17 protein-coding genes are annotated in these 16088 nt (G+C 44.2%); 12 read left to right on the top strand and 5 right to left on the bottom strand.

All coding sequences use genetic code 11. The features are described from left to right. Nucleotides 1-50: 50 nt before the first annotated feature. The 3 genes from R8N46_RS14540 to R8N46_RS14550 are packed head-to-tail and all read right to left on the bottom strand — an operon-like array spanning nucleotide 51 to nucleotide 2352. Complete coding sequence (locus tag R8N46_RS14540) at nucleotides 51-596, bottom strand: peptidylprolyl isomerase (RefSeq protein WP_005380258.1); 546 nt, start codon at nucleotides 594-596, stop codon at nucleotides 51-53. After that, nucleotides 596-1165 carry a YajG family lipoprotein gene (locus R8N46_RS14545; protein WP_005380259.1) on the bottom strand — a complete coding sequence of 190 codons (570 nt, stop codon included), beginning with the start codon at nucleotides 1163-1165 and terminating at the stop codon, nucleotides 596-598. Before R8N46_RS14545 ends, R8N46_RS14540 begins: the two co-directional genes overlap by 1 nt. A gap of 32 nt (nucleotides 1166-1197) precedes the next feature. Beyond that, entirely contained in the window at nucleotides 1198-2352 is a 1155-nt protein-coding gene (locus R8N46_RS14550; RefSeq protein WP_005385302.1) for a methyltransferase, read from the bottom strand. Nucleotides 2353-2595: 243 nt separating this feature from the next. Between R8N46_RS14550 and bolA the strand changes: the two genes are divergently transcribed. From bolA to nqrM, 9 genes are all read left to right on the top strand, one after another. Continuing rightward, entirely contained in the window at nucleotides 2596-2904 is a 309-nt protein-coding gene (bolA, locus tag R8N46_RS14555; protein WP_005380262.1) for a transcriptional regulator BolA, read from the top strand. A gap of 474 nt (nucleotides 2905-3378) precedes the next feature. Continuing rightward, complete coding sequence (locus tag R8N46_RS14560; protein WP_005380264.1) at nucleotides 3379-4719, top strand: Na(+)-translocating NADH-quinone reductase subunit A; 1341 nt, start codon at nucleotides 3379-3381, stop codon at nucleotides 4717-4719. Between the two features lie 5 nt (nucleotides 4720-4724). Continuing rightward, nucleotides 4725-5969: an NADH:ubiquinone reductase (Na(+)-transporting) subunit B gene (locus R8N46_RS14565; protein ID WP_005380265.1), complete on the top strand. Its 1245-nt coding sequence runs from the start codon at nucleotides 4725-4727 to the stop codon at nucleotides 5967-5969. Next, the gene (locus R8N46_RS14570) at nucleotides 5959-6729 is read left to right on the top strand and encodes a Na(+)-translocating NADH-quinone reductase subunit C (RefSeq protein WP_005380267.1); all 771 of its coding nucleotides are present in this window, start codon (nucleotides 5959-5961) and stop codon (nucleotides 6727-6729) included. The genes R8N46_RS14565 and R8N46_RS14570 overlap by 11 nt, the downstream gene beginning before the upstream one ends. Continuing rightward, nucleotides 6729-7361 (top strand): NADH:ubiquinone reductase (Na(+)-transporting) subunit D, encoded by a 633-nt coding sequence (locus tag R8N46_RS14575; RefSeq protein WP_005380269.1) that lies wholly within the window; start codon nucleotides 6729-6731, stop codon nucleotides 7359-7361. The genes R8N46_RS14570 and R8N46_RS14575 overlap by 1 nt, the downstream gene beginning before the upstream one ends. A 7-nt stretch (nucleotides 7362-7368) precedes the next feature. Continuing rightward, entirely contained in the window at nucleotides 7369-7965 is a 597-nt protein-coding gene (gene nqrE / locus R8N46_RS14580) for an NADH:ubiquinone reductase (Na(+)-transporting) subunit E (RefSeq protein ID WP_005380270.1), read from the top strand. Between the two features lie 33 nt (nucleotides 7966-7998). After that, nucleotides 7999-9222: an NADH:ubiquinone reductase (Na(+)-transporting) subunit F gene (gene nqrF / locus R8N46_RS14585; RefSeq protein ID WP_005380271.1), complete on the top strand. Its 1224-nt coding sequence runs from the start codon at nucleotides 7999-8001 to the stop codon at nucleotides 9220-9222. 157 nt (nucleotides 9223-9379) lie between these two features. Next, entirely contained in the window at nucleotides 9380-10384 is a 1005-nt protein-coding gene (locus R8N46_RS14590; RefSeq protein ID WP_005380272.1) for an FAD:protein FMN transferase, read from the top strand. A 22-nt stretch (nucleotides 10385-10406) separates the two neighbouring features. Further along, entirely contained in the window at nucleotides 10407-10640 is a 234-nt protein-coding gene (nqrM, locus tag R8N46_RS14595) for a (Na+)-NQR maturation NqrM (protein ID WP_005380273.1), read from the top strand. Between the two features lie 158 nt (nucleotides 10641-10798). Here nqrM and R8N46_RS14600 read toward each other — a convergent pair whose 3' ends face one another. Beyond that, a complete protein-coding gene (locus tag R8N46_RS14600; protein WP_171345836.1) occupies nucleotides 10799-12016 on the bottom strand; it encodes a response regulator in 1218 nt (405 codons plus the stop codon). Nucleotides 12017-12203: 187 nt separating this feature from the next. On the opposite strand from R8N46_RS14600, the gene R8N46_RS14605 reads away from it, so the two are divergent. After that, nucleotides 12204-12437, top strand: a complete 234-nt coding sequence (locus tag R8N46_RS14605) for a DUF2789 domain-containing protein (RefSeq protein ID WP_005380277.1) — start codon at nucleotides 12204-12206, stop codon at nucleotides 12435-12437. A gap of 76 nt (nucleotides 12438-12513) precedes the next feature. Continuing rightward, nucleotides 12514-13578: a DNA polymerase IV gene (gene dinB / locus R8N46_RS14610; RefSeq protein WP_025998728.1), complete on the top strand. Its 1065-nt coding sequence runs from the start codon at nucleotides 12514-12516 to the stop codon at nucleotides 13576-13578. Here dinB and R8N46_RS14615 read toward each other — a convergent pair. After that, nucleotides 13575-15500: an ATP-dependent DNA helicase RecQ gene (locus R8N46_RS14615; protein WP_171346137.1), complete on the bottom strand. Its 1926-nt coding sequence runs from the start codon at nucleotides 15498-15500 to the stop codon at nucleotides 13575-13577. The genes dinB and R8N46_RS14615 overlap by 4 nt on opposite strands. Before the next feature lie 76 nt (nucleotides 15501-15576). Here R8N46_RS14615 and R8N46_RS14620 point away from each other — a divergent pair, with 76 nt between their 5' ends. After that, the gene (locus R8N46_RS14620) at nucleotides 15577-16056 is read left to right on the top strand and encodes a GreA/GreB family elongation factor (protein ID WP_053306727.1); all 480 of its coding nucleotides are present in this window, start codon (nucleotides 15577-15579) and stop codon (nucleotides 16054-16056) included. Nucleotides 16057-16088 lie beyond the last annotated feature (32 nt).

The raw sequence follows: 16088 nt of genomic DNA on the forward strand, positions 1-16088 counted from the left end.
GCCGTTGAAAGAGAAAGCCCTTCGATTATTCAAAGGGCTTATCGTTTTGGCTATTTAAGTAGTGTAGCTTTGGTGATGACGATTTGCGTCTCTGGTACATCACGCATTCGGCCTACCGTCGTGGTCGGCTGCTGAGCCATTTTCTGGATAACGTCGAACCCCTCAGTAACCTCACCAAATACAGCATAACCTGGTGGTCGAGCGCCATAGTTGAGAAAGTCATTGTCGACTAAGTTGACGAAAAACTGACGAGTTGCAGAGTTTGGTGCATTGGTTCGTGCCATGGCGATGGTAGCACGGTCATTGTTTAGACCATTATTTCCTTCGTTTTTGATTGGCGCGTATGTTTTCACCATCTGCATATCTTGGTTAAAGCCGCCACCTTGTGCCATGAAGCCTGGGATAATACGATGAAAAATAGTACCCTCGTAGCTCCCATCTTCTACATATTTTAGAAAATTAGCGACAGTGATAGGTGCTTTCTCTTCGTTTAACTCAACCGTAAATGAACCAAGTGTCGTTTCAAACGCTACTTTTGGTCCAGCCCAAACGCTGCAGCTGAGTAGTGCTAAAGACAGAATCGCTTTGCGTAACATTAGAAACGCTCCTGCATGTATTGACGAAGCTCAGGGTCATTGGCAATCTCTTTAAGCGTCAATGTCACCACATCATTCAATGTCTCTTCAATATCGGCATCAGAAGCACTCAATGTGCCAGATCGCTTTGCTGTACCTGTATAAGTTTTGACTAGCTTGCCCTCAGGTGTCTCTGCTGTGATTTCCAGCACAACTTTAGCATCCATCTCATTTTCCATCACCGAATGCTTCACGTTGACCAACGCTTCTTGAACGCTCAATTCAATCGCGTTGTTGCTGTTTAGATCCGCATGGAAACCTTGAGATGAGAATTGCTTCTCTAATGCTTCTTCTAACGCAATACGTAAATTCTGTTTAGCATGAAGAGGAAGAATGTTCGAACGGCCGTTATCCACCAACGCCACGTACTGCGCTGCACGTACATCTTTGCTGGTCAAACTGTAAGTCTTGCCTTGAACAATTGGATTGGTGCTCAATGTGCTTTCTGGCATCAGGTTCAGCTGAGGTTGTTGAGGGGCTGAACACGCAGCAAGCAACGCAACCGAAGCCGCAAGTACCAATTTTCTCATTTTATTATTCCTTTTAACTATTTTGCTAAAGCTTATTTTGCGCTTAATTTAGCAGGATTTTTTGTAGCCTGTAAAATCACAAACTTATTGTTGGAAGCGATAAGTTTCACATTTTTATCGCCAAACAGACGCTTAAGTTTTGCGTCGTACCCGAGGTGACGATTTCCGATAACCAGTAAACGGCCATTTTCACTTAATACTTGTTTAGCATCGCAGAACATTTGCCAAGCAATATGATCGGTGATTGCCTGTTGTTGATGAAACGGTGGATTACACATAACCATAGAGCTGCTGCTGTGTTTAAAACCGTCCAAGCAATTGTTCGCTATGCACTGTATGTCTCTATTTTCACCAAGGTTGTCGCGTAGGTTCTGTTTTGCTGATTCAAGCGCCATAAAACTTTCATCAACACATGTTAGCCGAGCATTTGGATTCAACTGACCAAATTTAACAGACAGAACACCATTGCCGCAGCCGAGGTCGATGACATTGTCTATCGAAGGGTCTTGAGGCAGGTGCTGCAGCATAAAGCGTGCACCTAAATCTAAACTTTCTCCTGAATAGACATTTGGCATGTTCTTGAGTTCGATATCTTCGCCATCAACGCGCCAAGTCGTGAAAGGCATTACTTCAATCGGAGGCTCAACTGTTGCTTGAGAAAACACCAATCTGTGCTTTTTCCAGGCCAAAGATGTTTTTGTTTCGCCTAAGTATTTTTCAAACAGTTTTAGCGTCGAAGTATGAATGTCTTTCGCTTTATTGACTGCAATGACGGGGCAGGAAGCCGGTAGCGCCTTTCTTAATTGGCTTAGTATCCACACTAGATGGCGGTTACTTTTGGGCAGTTGCAGCAAGACGAGATCAATATTGGCAGGAACGAGGTCCATCGTGGTGGCAAACGCTACTTTATTGCACTGGTTTTGCTCGAGATTTTGCTGTGCACCTTTATGTGAGATGAATGAATCACTCATTAGCGTTACATGGTGCTTTTCCGAAAACCAGCAGGAGAGGGCACCAAAGCTGTCATTAATCACGAGGATGTTTTGATTGTCTGGCAAAGCAAGCTCTTCAACATGATTAATAAGATACTCATCACCGGCATCCCACGCTTGTAGCGTTTCGTTACTACGTTTTGGGAAACGATGAAGTGTTAAGCTTCGCTCGTGAAGGTTCAGTTCGGTTTTCATAGCTAAATGTAAGTTGATTTAGAAATTAAGTGTTATTGTCGCAAATGATGACGTGTCGAGATACAAAAAGCTGTCAAATTTTACGAGTTCAGTGATGGCTGCTCTCTAGGCATGTTCATGGAGTCGAGCGCCTTGAGACAATATGTCTACAAAGTGCGTCAATAATGAGAGTGACGTTTGAGTGATGCATGTCTGCTTTACTTAGGTATATACTTATGGAATTCGCATCAATGAGGAACGAATATGATCCAAGAAATCATAGAGAAGAAACTACACAGTGAGCTGCAACCCAGCTATCTCAAAGTCATTAATGAGAGCTACATGCATAATGTGCCACCAGGCTCAGAGAGTCATTTCAAAGTGATTGTTGTGAGTGATTCGTTCGCGGGACAGCGTTTGATTGGGCGCCATCGTCAAGTTCATCAAATTTTGGCAGATGAACTGGACAACCACATTCATGCATTAGCTATTCATACATACACTGATGAAGAGTGGAAGCGTGAACAAGATGGCGCCCCTGATAGCCCGATGTGTATGGGTGGTGGTCACTAAAAACGCAAGATATAAAGGTGCAGAGAAAAGGTGGCTTAAGGCCATCTTTTTTCGTTTTACATTCTTAAGGGACGTTAACGTGGAACAAATTCTGGTTAAAAAATTTGTTAACAGTGTTTCAACAAATGAATGGAAATTGCAGAATATTTCAGGCGATGAATATCACTTTTCCATAAGATATGTATGGAATATGGCATTTGTGCGATGGGTCAAAGTTATGACTATTCTTTGACCTTTTAGACCTGATTCTACCGAAATAACCCCTCTATTCTAATGATTGATCATGGCATCAAGTTCCTAAAAAATGCTAGACTACGGCACCTGATAAATCTCGCGTATTCCTTGTGACGAGATTTTTAATAGGATGTTGCGATTTTGATGTTTAAAACAACATCAAAACCGGACACTGATGTCGTGTCTAAAAGTTACGCAATCAAAAGAATCTTTTTCCCGATAAAAGTAGTGCAAGTGCGTATGATTACAATAAAGAAGGGCTTGGATCTTCCTATCGCAGGAACTCCATCCCAGGTGATTAATGATGGTAAGACCATCAAAAAAGTCGCCTTGCTTGGCGAAGAGTACGTTGGCATGCGACCTACCATGCATGTCCGCGTTGGTGATGAAGTGAAAAAAGCGCAAGTTCTTTTTGAAGATAAAAAGAACCCAGGCGTGAAATTTACTGCACCAGCAGCCGGTAAAGTGATCGAAGTTAACCGTGGCGCTAAACGTGTCCTTCAATCTGTAGTGATTGAAGTGGCAGGTGAAGAGCAGGTGACATTTGATAAGTTCGAAGCCGCTCAACTTTCAGGTCTAGATCGTGAAGTGATCAAGACTCAGTTGGTTGACTCTGGCTTATGGACCGCTTTACGTACTCGTCCGTTCAGCAAGGTTCCTGCAATCGAGTCTTCTACTAAGGCTATTTTCGTAACTGCAATGGATACTAATCCACTAGCAGCTAAGCCTGAGTTGATCATTAATGAGCAACAAGAAGCATTCATTGCTGGTCTAGACATTCTTTCAGCCCTGACAGAAGGCAAGGTTTACGTATGTAAATCTGGCACTAGCTTGCCACGCTCTTCACAGTCTAACGTAGAAGAACACGTCTTCGATGGCCCTCACCCAGCAGGTCTTGCTGGCACCCACATGCATTTCCTATACCCAGTAAATGCAGAGAATGTGGCATGGAGCATCAACTACCAAGACGTTATCGCGTTCGGTAAGCTGTTCCTAACTGGTGAGCTATGCACAGATCGTGTTGTGTCTCTAGCTGGCCCAGTTGTGAATAACCCTCGTCTAGTTCGTACCGTAATGGGTGCAAGCTTAGATGACCTAACAGATAACGAGCTGATGCCTGGCGAAGTTCGTGTGATCTCTGGTTCAGTACTAACAGGTACACATGCAACTGGTCCACACGCATACCTTGGCCGTTACCATCAACAGGTTTCTGTATTACGTGAAGGCCGTGAAAAAGAACTATTTGGCTGGGCAATGCCTGGTAAGAATAAGTTCTCGGTAACTCGCTCTTTCCTTGGTCACGTATTCAAAGGTCAGTTGTTCAATATGACAACGACGACCAATGGTAGTGATCGTTCAATGGTTCCAATTGGCAACTACGAACGCGTAATGCCTCTAGATATGGAGCCTACTTTGCTGCTTCGTGATCTATGTGCCGGCGACACAGACAGTGCTCAAGCACTGGGTGCGCTTGAACTGGATGAAGAAGATCTAGCATTGTGTACCTTTGTATGTCCAGGTAAGTACGAGTACGGTACGTTACTTCGTGAATGCCTAGATACTATCGAGAAGGAAGGGTAATTTTCATGGCTCTTAAAAAGTTTCTTGAAGACATCGAGCATCATTTTGAGCCTGGTGGCAAACACGAAAAATGGTTTGCCCTGTACGAAGCTGTAGCAACAGTTTTTTACACCCCAGGTATCGTAACAAATAAAAGCTCGCACGTTCGTGATAGCGTTGACCTAAAACGTATCATGATCATGGTTTGGTTTGCGGTATTCCCAGCAATGTTCTGGGGTATGTACAACGCAGGTGGCCAAGCTATTGCAGCACTTAACCACATGTACGCTGGTGACCAACTAGCGACAGTTATCGCAGGTAACTGGCACTACTGGCTAACAGAAATGCTTGGCGGCACTATCGGTGCGGAAGCGGGTGTTGGCAGTAAGATGCTACTAGGTGCGACTTACTTCCTGCCAATCTACGCAACAGTATTTATTGTTGGTGGCTTCTGGGAAGTGTTGTTCTGTATGGTGCGTAAACACGAAGTTAACGAAGGTTTCTTTGTAACTTCTATCTTATTCGCACTTATCGTTCCACCAACGCTACCTCTATGGCAAGCGGCACTAGGTATCACATTTGGTGTTGTTGTAGCAAAAGAGATCTTCGGTGGTACAGGTCGTAACTTCCTTAACCCTGCACTTGCAGGTCGTGCATTTCTATTCTTCGCTTACCCAGCACAAATTTCGGGTGACGTAGTATGGACTGCAGCTGACGGCTTCTCTGGTGCAACTGCTCTTAGCCAATGGGCTCAAGGTGGTAACGGTGCTCTAGTTAACACAGTAACTGGCGCTCCTATCACTTGGATGGACGCGTTCATCGGTAACATCCCTGGCTCTATTGGTGAAGTATCGACTCTAGCTCTAATGATCGGTGCAGCGATGATCGTTTACATGCGAATCGCTTCATGGCGCATCATTGCGGGTGTGATGATCGGTATGATCGCAGTATCGACTCTGTTTAACGTGATCGGTTCTGACACTAATCCAATGTTTAATATGCCATGGCACTGGCACCTAGTTCTAGGTGGTTTTGCATTCGGTATGTTCTTCATGGCAACGGACCCAGTATCAGCGTCATTTACTAGCAAAGGTAAATGGTGGTACGGCATCCTGATTGGTGCAATGTGTGTGATGATCCGTGTAGTTAACCCAGCGTACCCAGAAGGTATGATGCTGGCGATTCTATTCGCGAACCTATTCGCACCTCTGTTCGACCATGTAGTGATTGAGAAGAACATCAAGCGGAGACTAGCACGCTATGGCAAGTAATAACGACAGCATTAAAAAGACGCTGGGTGTTGTTATCGGGTTGAGCCTTGTTTGTTCAATCATCGTATCAACAGCAGCAGTAGGTCTGCGTGATAAGCAAAAAGCTAACGCTGTCCTAGATAAGCAATCAAAGATCGTTGAAGTTGCAGGCATTGACGCAAACGGTAAGAAAGTACCAGAGCTATTTGCTGAGTACATCGAACCTCGTCTAGTAGACCTTGAAACAGGTAACTTTACTGAGGGTAATGCATCTACGTACGATCAACGTGAAGCATCAAAAGATGCAGAACGTTCAATCGCATTGACACCAGAAGAAGACGTAGCTGATATCCGTCGTCGCGCGAATACAGCAGTGGTGTACCTTGTAAAAGATCAAGATGAAGTCCAAAAAGTTATCCTGCCTATGCACGGTAAAGGACTATGGTCGATGATGTATGCCTTTGTAGCCGTTGAAACTGATGGTAACACTGTGTCTGCTATTACTTACTACGAGCAAGGTGAAACTCCTGGACTTGGTGGTGAAGTAGAGAACCCTTCATGGCGCGATCAATTCATTGGCAAGAAATTGTACAATGAAGATCACCAGCCAGCGATTAAGGTCGTGAAAGGCGGCGCACCGCAAGGTTCTGAGCACGGTGTTGATGGCCTATCAGGAGCGACGCTCACTAGTAATGGTGTTCAACACACATTTGACTTCTGGTTAGGTGATATGGGCTTTGGTCCTTTCCTAGCAAAAGTTCGTGACGGAGAACTTAACTAATGTCTAGTGCACAAAACGTTAAAAAGAGCATCCTAGCGCCAGTGTTGGATAACAACCCAATCGCGCTACAAGTTCTTGGTGTATGTTCTGCTCTTGCAGTAACAACTAAACTAGAAACAGCTTTTGTAATGACACTAGCGGTAACATTTGTAACTGCGTTGTCTAACTTCTCTGTTTCATTGATCCGTAACCACATTCCTAACAGTGTGCGTATCATCGTTCAGATGGCAATCATCGCATCGTTAGTAATCGTGGTAGACCAAGTGCTAAAAGCTTACCTATACGATATCTCTAAACAGTTATCTGTATTCGTTGGTCTGATTATCACTAACTGTATCGTAATGGGTCGTGCTGAAGCATTCGCAATGAAGTCTGCGCCAGTACCATCTCTTATTGACGGTATTGGTAACGGTCTAGGTTACGGCTTCGTTCTTATCACTGTAGGTTTCTTCCGTGAGCTATTTGGCTCAGGCAAACTATTTGGTCTAGAAGTTCTACCTCTAGTGAGCAACGGTGGTTGGTACCAGCCTAACGGCCTAATGCTACTAGCACCATCAGCATTCTTCCTAATCGGCTTCCTTATCTGGGTAATCCGTATTCTGAAACCAGAACAAGTAGAAGCGAAGGAGTAAGGACGTCATGGAACATTACATTAGTCTGTTAGTTAAATCGATTTTCATCGAAAACATGGCTCTGTCTTTCTTCCTAGGTATGTGTACTTTCCTTGCCGTATCTAAGAAGGTTAAGACCTCTTTCGGCCTAGGTGTTGCAGTTGTGGTAGTTCTGACTATCGCTGTTCCTGTGAACAACCTGGTATACAACCTAGTTCTGAGAGAGAACGCGTTAGTTGAGGGCGTGGACCTTAGCTTCCTAAACTTCATCACCTTTATCGGTGTAATTGCAGCACTTGTACAGATTCTAGAGATGGTCCTAGACCGTTTCTTCCCACCTTTGTACAACGCGCTAGGCATCTTCCTACCGCTGATCACAGTAAACTGTGCAATCTTCGGTGGTGTATCTTTCATGGTACAACGTGACTACAACTTTGCTGAATCGATCGTTTACGGTTTCGGCTCTGGTGTGGGCTGGATGCTAGCAATCGTTGCTCTTGCAGGTATCCGTGAGAAGATGAAGTACTCTGACGTACCTCCAGGTCTACGTGGTCTTGGTATCACATTTATCACTGTAGGTCTTATGGCGTTAGGCTTTATGTCTTTCTCTGGTGTTCAACTGTAAGTCGGGTAAACCGCAACAATTAAGGAATAGTCAATGGACATTATTCTTGGTGTAGTGATGTTTACTCTGATCGTACTAGCACTAGTACTAGTGATTCTTTTCGCTAAGTCTAAGCTTGTACCAACAGGTGACATTACAATTTCTGTGAACGATGACCCTTCTCTGGCGATCGTTACACAACCAGGTGGTAAGCTACTGAGTGCTCTAGCAGGTGCTGGCGTATTCGTATCTTCTGCTTGTGGTGGCGGTGGCTCATGTGGTCAGTGTCGCGTAAAAGTTAAATCAGGTGGTGGCGACATCCTACCAACCGAGCTTGACCATATTACTAAAGGTGAAGCGCGTGAAGGTGAGCGTCTAGCGTGTCAGGTTGCAATGAAAACTGACATGGATATCGAGCTTCCTGAAGAAATCTTCGGCGTTAAGAAGTGGGAATGTACTGTTATCTCTAACGATAACAAAGCGACATTCATCAAAGAGCTTAAGCTACAAATTCCAGATGGCGAATCAGTACCTTTCCGTGCTGGTGGTTACATCCAGATTGAAGCTCCTGCTCACCACGTGAAATACGCAGACTACGATATTCCTGAGGAATACCGTGAAGACTGGGAGAAGTTCAACCTTTTCCGTTACGAGTCTAAAGTTAATGAAGAGACCATTCGTGCATACTCTATGGCTAACTACCCAGAAGAGCACGGTATCATCATGCTTAACGTTCGTATCGCAACTCCGCCGCCGAACAACCCAGACGTACCACCAGGCATCATGTCTTCGTACATCTGGTCTCTAAAAGAAGGCGACAAGTGTACTATTTCTGGTCCATTTGGTGAGTTCTTTGCGAAAGATACAGATGCAGAAATGGTATTCGTTGGTGGTGGTGCTGGTATGGCTCCAATGCGCTCACACATCTTCGACCAACTTAAGCGTCTGCACTCTAAGCGTAAGATGTCTTTCTGGTACGGCGCACGTTCTAAGCGTGAAATGTTCTACGTAGAAGACTTCGATATGCTACAAGCTGAGAATGACAACTTCGTATGGCACTGTGCACTGTCTGATCCACTTCCAGAAGATAACTGGGATGGTTACACTGGCTTTATTCACAACGTTCTTTACGAGAACTACCTACGTGATCACGAAGCGCCAGAAGACTGTGAATACTACATGTGTGGTCCACCTATGATGAACGCTGCTGTAATCGGCATGCTAAAAGATCTAGGTGTAGAGGATGAAAACATCCTACTAGATGACTTCGGTGGTTAATTCCTCCAAGTGATTGAATCTATGGCTAGCTCTCCAAGAGAGCTAGCCATTATTTTTTATAGACATAAAACTGATACTCAACAGTTGATATAGGTAATCGGATTGAAAGGATTGATCCTATTTCCCATATCAATTCAACAACATTGGGAGTTAACAAGTGAAAAAGTGGCTTGTTGCATTTGCTTCTCTATTGATTTTGGCTGGCTGTGAGCAGCCTGCCGATCAAATTCATTTAAGTGGCCCTACCATGGGGACTTCTTACAACATCAAGTATATCGAGCAAGATGGTATTCCAACGCCAAAAGCGATGCAGACAGAAATTGATCGCTTATTGGAAGAGGTTAATGACCAAATGTCGACCTATCGTGACGACTCAGAGTTAAGTCGTTTTAATCAGCATCAAACGAGCGAGCCATTTACAGTTTCGACACAAACTGCAACGGTAGTGAAAGAAGCAATTCGCCTTAACGGTCTTACTTTAGGTGCATTGGATGTGACGGTCGGCCCTCTAGTTAACCTGTGGGGGTTTGGTCCAGAAGCTCGTCCAGATGTAGTTCCAACCGATGAAGAACTCGCTGCTCGCAAAGCAAATACCGGTATTCACCACCTATCTGTTGATGGTAATACACTGTCCAAAGACCTTCCTAACTTGTACGTCGACCTATCGACGATTGCGAAAGGTTGGGGGGTTGACGTGGTTGCTGACTACCTTCAATCTGAAGGGGTACAGAACTTTATGGTCGAAGTTGGCGGTGAAATGCGTCTCAAAGGTGTCAATCGTGAAGGTGTGCCTTGGCGTATCGCAATTGAAAAACCGACCGTTGATGAACGTTCAATTCAAGAAATTATTGAACCAGGCGACATGGCAATTGCAACAAGTGGTGACTATCGTAATTACTTTGAGAGTAATGGTGTGAGATACTCTCATATTATTAATCCACGAACAGGCAAACCAATTCATCATAAAGTGGTGTCTGTAACGGTATTAGATAAATCGTCGATGACTGCTGATGGTCTTGCAACTGGTCTTATGGTGCTAGGTGAAGACAAAGGCATGGCAATTGCGAACGAAAATAATATTCCTGTTTTCATGATTGTGAAAACGGAAGATGGTTTTAAAGAGTTGGCTTCGGAAGCATACAAGCCATTCATGAAGAAATAACAACAGAAGTGAGCATGTTTTTATGAATACATTTCTAATTACCTTTGCTGTGTTTGTCGCGGTAATCACTGCAATGGCTGTCGGATACATTTTCCAAAAGAAAGTCGTGAAAGGTAGCTGTGGTGGCTTAGGGGCAGTTGGCATCGAAAAAGTGTGTAATTGTCCAGAACCCTGCGATGCGCGTAAAAAACGTGAAGCGCGCGAGGCTGCGCGTGCTGAGAAATTGGCGGCGTGGGAAAAAGATAGAATTGCTTAGTATTGGTTAATCGTACTAAGAAAGTGATAAAGCTCAGCGTTCTGCTGAGCTTTATTTTTAGGCAGCTAACCAAAGCTCAGATGTCCGAGAAAGAGCCCAATACCGTGTTTTGTTGTTTCTTTCTCTCATGTTACAGAGCAAGACCACACTGATAGTCATTAGGACGAAGAAATGATTTGGTTACGTCCGTTCTCTTTGGCCATGTAAAGTCGCTCATCCGCCACTTTTATTTGTTGTTCCAGCTCCCCCTCGATGTTGCTTACACCAATACTCGCGGTCACAAGAATGTTTTTGTCCAAATAAGTTATTGGCGTTTTTTCTATGCGCTGTCTCATTTGTTCTAAGCGTGTTAGAAAGCCGTCATAGTCGCCACTGGCTTGAATACAAAACTCCTCGCCACCAAGCCTAGCGACAATATCATTTGGAAAATAGATTTTTAGAATATTCGCTATCATGACTAACACTGCATCGCCGCCCTCATGTCCGTGTGTATCATTTACTTGCTTAAAGAAATCGATATCAAGCATCGCGATGTTTCTTTGAGCGTTTTCTACATGGGGTTGCTCAAACAGAAAGCGGCGGTTCCATAAGCCCGTTAGCGCATCTTGATTGGCCATTTTAAACAGTTCAGATGTTGCGTCTTTGATATCTAACAGTTGGTGAATACGGCAAAAAAATTCTTCTTGATTAAATGGCTTGTATAAAAAGTCATTGGCCCCTGCTTTTAGAAACCTAGCCGTCATGGTCTTAGAGTTACTACCCGACAAGCCGAGAATGGCTAATTGATTTTTATCCCACTTCCGACGTAATTCACGCACCATAGTAATGCCATCTTTAACGGGCATATCATGGTCGGTTAAAACGAGAGTGATATCTGGATTTTGCTCGACAAGCTCTAGGGCTTTTTGCCCATTGTCAGCTTCCAACGTCTGAATATATTGATGCTCCAAAAGTTGGGCAATGTGTCTTCTTACGGTGTGTGAATCATCAACGACTAAACATTTGTGTTGTTGATTGTTGGTTAGTCGCTTGAGGAGTGGTAATAGATAGGAAACGGACGCCATGCTGTCTTTCAAAATATAGTCGAGGACACCTTTTGCAAGCATCTTTTCGCGAGTGTCTTCTTGAAATCGAGCCGTTAAAACAATGACACGATGACCATGTTCCAAAACGAGGTCAATAATCTCGCCATCTTGAGCATCCGGTAAACAATAGTCTAAAACCGCACAGAAGAGGTCCTGTGCTGAAGATAACAAGTTCTTTGCCTCCGCGTAGCTTTCCGCTGCGATGACCTCATAACCAACTTGGCTTATTGTTTGGCAAAGAAAGTTTTTAAATGCACGACTATCTTCAACAACCAGAATCTTATTACTCAAGCGCAGTCCCCAAAATTAATTGTTTAAAATCAATGATAACTAAAATTAAACTTATCGCCATCAAAAAACACATGTCAACCAAAAGTAGAACAACTACTCAAATGTTTGACACGCATCCGTTAACATCACATCATTATTCCTGTCTTAGTTATATAATTATGTTTAGCTAACGTAGGGAGAAAGTAGTATGGAAATGCATCAACATGGTATGGCTGAGCTATTTCAACAACTGGGCCTCGGTAGCTCTCCTCAAGAAATGAAAGATTTTATTAATCAACATCGACACAAAAGAGATTCTGCGCCTTTACATGAAGCTAGCTTTTGGACGATGTCACAGGCGAACTTTCTAAAACAAGCCATCGAAGAAGATGCAGATTGGGCCGAATTGGTCGATCAATTGGACGTAATGCTTCGAGATTGACGTTCGCTTAAACACGCCCATTTCTCTTCAGGTAGATTTGATTTATACTGTTTTTTTGAACAGTGCTTTGATGGCTATGTCAGATCGAATTAGAAAAATTATTCATGTCGATATGGATTGTTTTTATGCTGCCGTAGAGATGAGAGATAACCCCAGTTACCGTGGCATTGCACTCGCTGTTGGCGGACATGAAAAGCAGCGTGGAGTGATTAGCACCTGTAATTATGATGCGCGTAAATATGGTGTTCGCAGTGCAATGTCAACGGCGCGCGCGCTGCAACTCTGTCCTCATTTGTTGGTTGTGCCCGGTAGAATGCATGTATACAAGCAAGTCTCTCAGCAGATTCGTGCTATTTTTGAGCGTTATACGCCTATCATTGAACCTCTCTCATTGGATGAAGCATACCTCGATGTCACGGACTCGACAGCTTGCCGTGGCTCCGCAACGTTGATCGCAGAGTCAATTCGCCGTGATATCTGGAGTGAACTTGGGTTGACGGCATCGGCGGGCATTGCTCCGATTAAGTTTCTTGCCAAGGTCGCGTCAGACATGAACAAGCCCAACGGTCAGTTTGTGATTCCGCCAGAGAAAGTCCAAGAGGTTATCGATAGTCTTCCGTTAGAGAATATTCCTGGCGTGGGGAAGGTGAGTCTTGAGAAGCTCCACCAAGCCGGTTTTTATCGATGTGAGGACATTAAAAACAGTGACTATCGAGAGTTGTTGAGGCAGTTTGGTCGTCAGGGTGCCTCCTTATGGCAGCGAAGCCATGGAATTGATAATCGAGAAGTCGTTGTTGAGCGCGAGAGAAAGTCCGTCGGTGTGGAAAGGACATTCAGCCAGAACATCGCAACCTATGGTGAATGTTGGCAAGTGATTGAGGAGAAACTTTATCCTGAACTCGAGAAACGTTTAGAGCGTGCAAGCCCAGATAAGTCGATTATTAAACAAGGTATTAAAGTCAAATTTGCCGATTTTCAACTGACAACAATTGAGCACATCCATCCGCAATTAGAGCTTGAGGACTTCAAGATCTTGCTAAGAGATATTCTTAAACGCCAAAATGGACGGGAAATTCGCCTTTTAGGCTTGAACGTGATGCTCAAGCCCGAAGACCAAGCGCGTCAATTGAGCTTTTTTTAGGCCCTTACCGTTTCTACCTGCGTTAATACCTGCTCAAAACTTACGTTTGCCATTGCACCATAACCTGCTAGCTTTGAGGCTTTTAGCTGGCTAATCAAAGGAGTGCTGATTCCGCACAAGAAGCGAGCAACGGCATCATTACTGATGGCCGATGGGGAAAGCTGAATAAACTCCTGCGCCCATATCGATACTTGAGATTGTTCAATATCTTCAGGTTCTGGTGCTGTGAATGTGGCGACGTGACCACGACACACGGAGCAGTGACCACATTGCTTTGGTGCATCGTGATCCGCAAAGTAGTTCGCCAATTGTGAGCTCAAACAGTGCTCGGACTGGAACAAGTGCAGCATGGTGTGGATTCTTTCGATATCTTTGCTTTCTTTGGATTGGAACAGTTCAGACAGTTGTTGGATTAAAACATCCGAGCTCTGTTTGGTTGGCATAACTGAGTACACGTCCGTCAGTTGTTTGCTCTCTAGTTCTATCCAGCCGTTCTGGTGAAAATAGTCGAGCGCTGCGACAACTCGGTTGCGTTCCGATTGATAGTTCATCCATAGCGCTTCTAGGTCAACTTGGCACCATACTTTGGCTTTTTGCGAGCAGGAGAAAATAACCTCCACAAATTGACGTCGCTCGCCTTGAAATTGATTCACAATAAATTGCTGATCGTGCAAAAACTTAAACCGATATTCCGCAAAGTAACTGTACTTTGCTTCAATGACGTTATGTAGCTCCAAATAAACCAACAAGGTTTTGAGTGGCAATTGGCGGATATTACTTTCACGCGACAAACGCAGTGGCACTACCTCCCATTGTGGAGCATGTTCTTTCGCTTGCTCGACTACATAGTTAATTGACGTAAATTCTGGTGTGTCACCATAGACAAAGTTCTCCAACACCGTTAAGCCGGACGTATTGCCTAGCAGAATGCACTCAGAGCGTTGCCCGTCCCTGCCTGCACGTCCAATCTCTTGTGCGTAGTTCTCGATTGATTTGGGTAAGTCGAAGTGAATGACGCGGCGAATATCAGATTTATCGACCCCCATACCAAATGCAATCGTTGCAACAATACAGTCAATTTGGCCATCCATGAACTGCTGTTGGATTTGTTCACGAACGTCGCTTTTCATGCCAGCGTGGTATGCGTGAGCGTTAATGCCAATATGGATTAATGACTTTGCTACTCGTTCTGCTGTTTGCTGCTGCGTCACGTATACGATGGTCGGAAGCTTAGGTGAAGAGGCGATGATCTCACTGAGCTGTTCTTGTTTCTTTGTTTCCTCACACGGGATGACCGAGATATCCAGATTAGAGCGGTAGAAGCCTGTAACGGTAATATGTTCACTGGCAATATCGAACTTTTTTTGCATGTCTTCAATAACTGCAGGCGTTGCCGTTGCGGTGAGAAGTAAAGACTGTGGGATGTTCAGTTCACGTTGATATTGCGGTAGTTTGAGATAGTCTGGACGAAAGTTATGCCCCCATTCGGAAATACAGTGCGCTTCATCAATGACCATCAAAGAAATCGGTACTTGGCGAATGAATTCACGAAAACGCTCATTTTTTAGTCGCTCAACAGAAATCATCAAGATTTTGATTTGTCCATTTTTCACGCCAGCCATGACCTTTTGTGCTTCTTCTCTACTTTGACTGCTATCGATAGAAGCGGCCGCGATTCCTTTACTTTGTAAAAAGCTCAGTTGATCTTTCATTAACGCCAACAACGGAGAGATCACCAACGTAAGGTTGGGTAATATGGTTGCAGGTAGTTGATAACAGAGTGACTTCCCCGAGCCTGTAGGAAAGATTGCCGCAGCAGAGTAACCATTCATAACGGCTTCAATAACGGGTTGCTGACCTTGGCGTAATGAGCCAAAACCAAATACGGATTGAAGTGTTTGATGCAGCGAGTCACTTTGCATAATAGGGAAACCTTTCTTTGATGGTAAACTTAGGTACATTAACACACCCTGAGTGCCAAACGCGCGTCCTAAAAGTATGAACAAAGCTGACTTAGTCCAAATTATCATCCAACATCTGGAAGAAAAACTTCAAGTGGCCCATGCATCGGCTCAGCGAGCCATTGATGCCGCGACAGATGAAGAAACTGTTCCCGAGCATAAGTACGATACGTTAGCACTTGAAGCCGCGTATCTTGCTCATGGACAAGCCATGCGAATCCAAGATAGTGAAGAGGAATTGCGTCAATATCGTTCTTTAGTGACTCGCGACTTTAAGAATGCGCCTGTTGGTGTTGGCGCTTACGTTGTTCTCGCAGATGAGAACTTGATCGAAAAGCACTTCTTTGTAGGCCCTTGCTCTGGTGGTTTGACTGTTCAATATCAGGCTCAGGAAGTCTTTGTCTTAACAGCTAAATCTCCTCTGGGTCGAGCGTTGTTCGGAAAAGAAGAAGGTGATGAGGTTGACGTAAAAATAGGAGATAAAACAACTTGTTACGAAGTCGTGACGATTTGCTGACATCTCATGTATCACTCAGTGTTATGTTTAAC

Source organism: Vibrio sp. 1874 (assembly GCF_033344395.1).
Lineage (GTDB): Bacteria > Pseudomonadota > Gammaproteobacteria > Enterobacterales > Vibrionaceae > Vibrio > Vibrio alginolyticus.

Bases quoted from the DNA above. Each gene is read 5' to 3' on its own strand.
- R8N46_RS14570 (WP_005380267.1), top strand. From the start codon at position 5,959: ATGGCAAGTAATAACGACAGCATTAAAAAGACGCTGGGTGTTGTTATC.
- R8N46_RS14545 (WP_005380259.1), bottom strand. From the start codon at position 1,165: ATGAGAAAATTGGTACTTGCGGCTTCGGTTGCGTTGCTTGCTGCGTGT.
- R8N46_RS14575 (WP_005380269.1), top strand. From the start codon at position 6,729: ATGTCTAGTGCACAAAACGTTAAAAAGAGCATCCTAGCGCCAGTGTTG.
- bolA (WP_005380262.1), top strand. From the start codon at position 2,596: ATGATCCAAGAAATCATAGAGAAGAAACTACACAGTGAGCTGCAACCC.
- R8N46_RS14605 (WP_005380277.1), top strand. From the start codon at position 12,204: ATGGAAATGCATCAACATGGTATGGCTGAGCTATTTCAACAACTGGGC.
- R8N46_RS14620 (WP_053306727.1), top strand. From the start codon at position 15,577: ATGAACAAAGCTGACTTAGTCCAAATTATCATCCAACATCTGGAAGAA.
- R8N46_RS14565 (WP_005380265.1), top strand. From the start codon at position 4,725: ATGGCTCTTAAAAAGTTTCTTGAAGACATCGAGCATCATTTTGAGCCT.
- dinB (WP_025998728.1), top strand. From the start codon at position 12,514: ATGTCAGATCGAATTAGAAAAATTATTCATGTCGATATGGATTGTTTT.
- nqrF (WP_005380271.1), top strand. From the start codon at position 7,999: ATGGACATTATTCTTGGTGTAGTGATGTTTACTCTGATCGTACTAGCA.
- R8N46_RS14615 (WP_171346137.1), bottom strand. From the start codon at position 15,500: ATGCAAAGTGACTCGCTGCATCAAACACTTCAATCCGTATTTGGTTTT.
- nqrM (WP_005380273.1), top strand. From the start codon at position 10,407: ATGAATACATTTCTAATTACCTTTGCTGTGTTTGTCGCGGTAATCACT.
- R8N46_RS14560 (WP_005380264.1), top strand. From the start codon at position 3,379: ATGATTACAATAAAGAAGGGCTTGGATCTTCCTATCGCAGGAACTCCA.
- nqrE (WP_005380270.1), top strand. From the start codon at position 7,369: ATGGAACATTACATTAGTCTGTTAGTTAAATCGATTTTCATCGAAAAC.
- R8N46_RS14550 (WP_005385302.1), bottom strand. From the start codon at position 2,352: ATGAAAACCGAACTGAACCTTCACGAGCGAAGCTTAACACTTCATCGT.
- R8N46_RS14540 (WP_005380258.1), bottom strand. From the start codon at position 596: ATGTTACGCAAAGCGATTCTGTCTTTAGCACTACTCAGCTGCAGCGTT.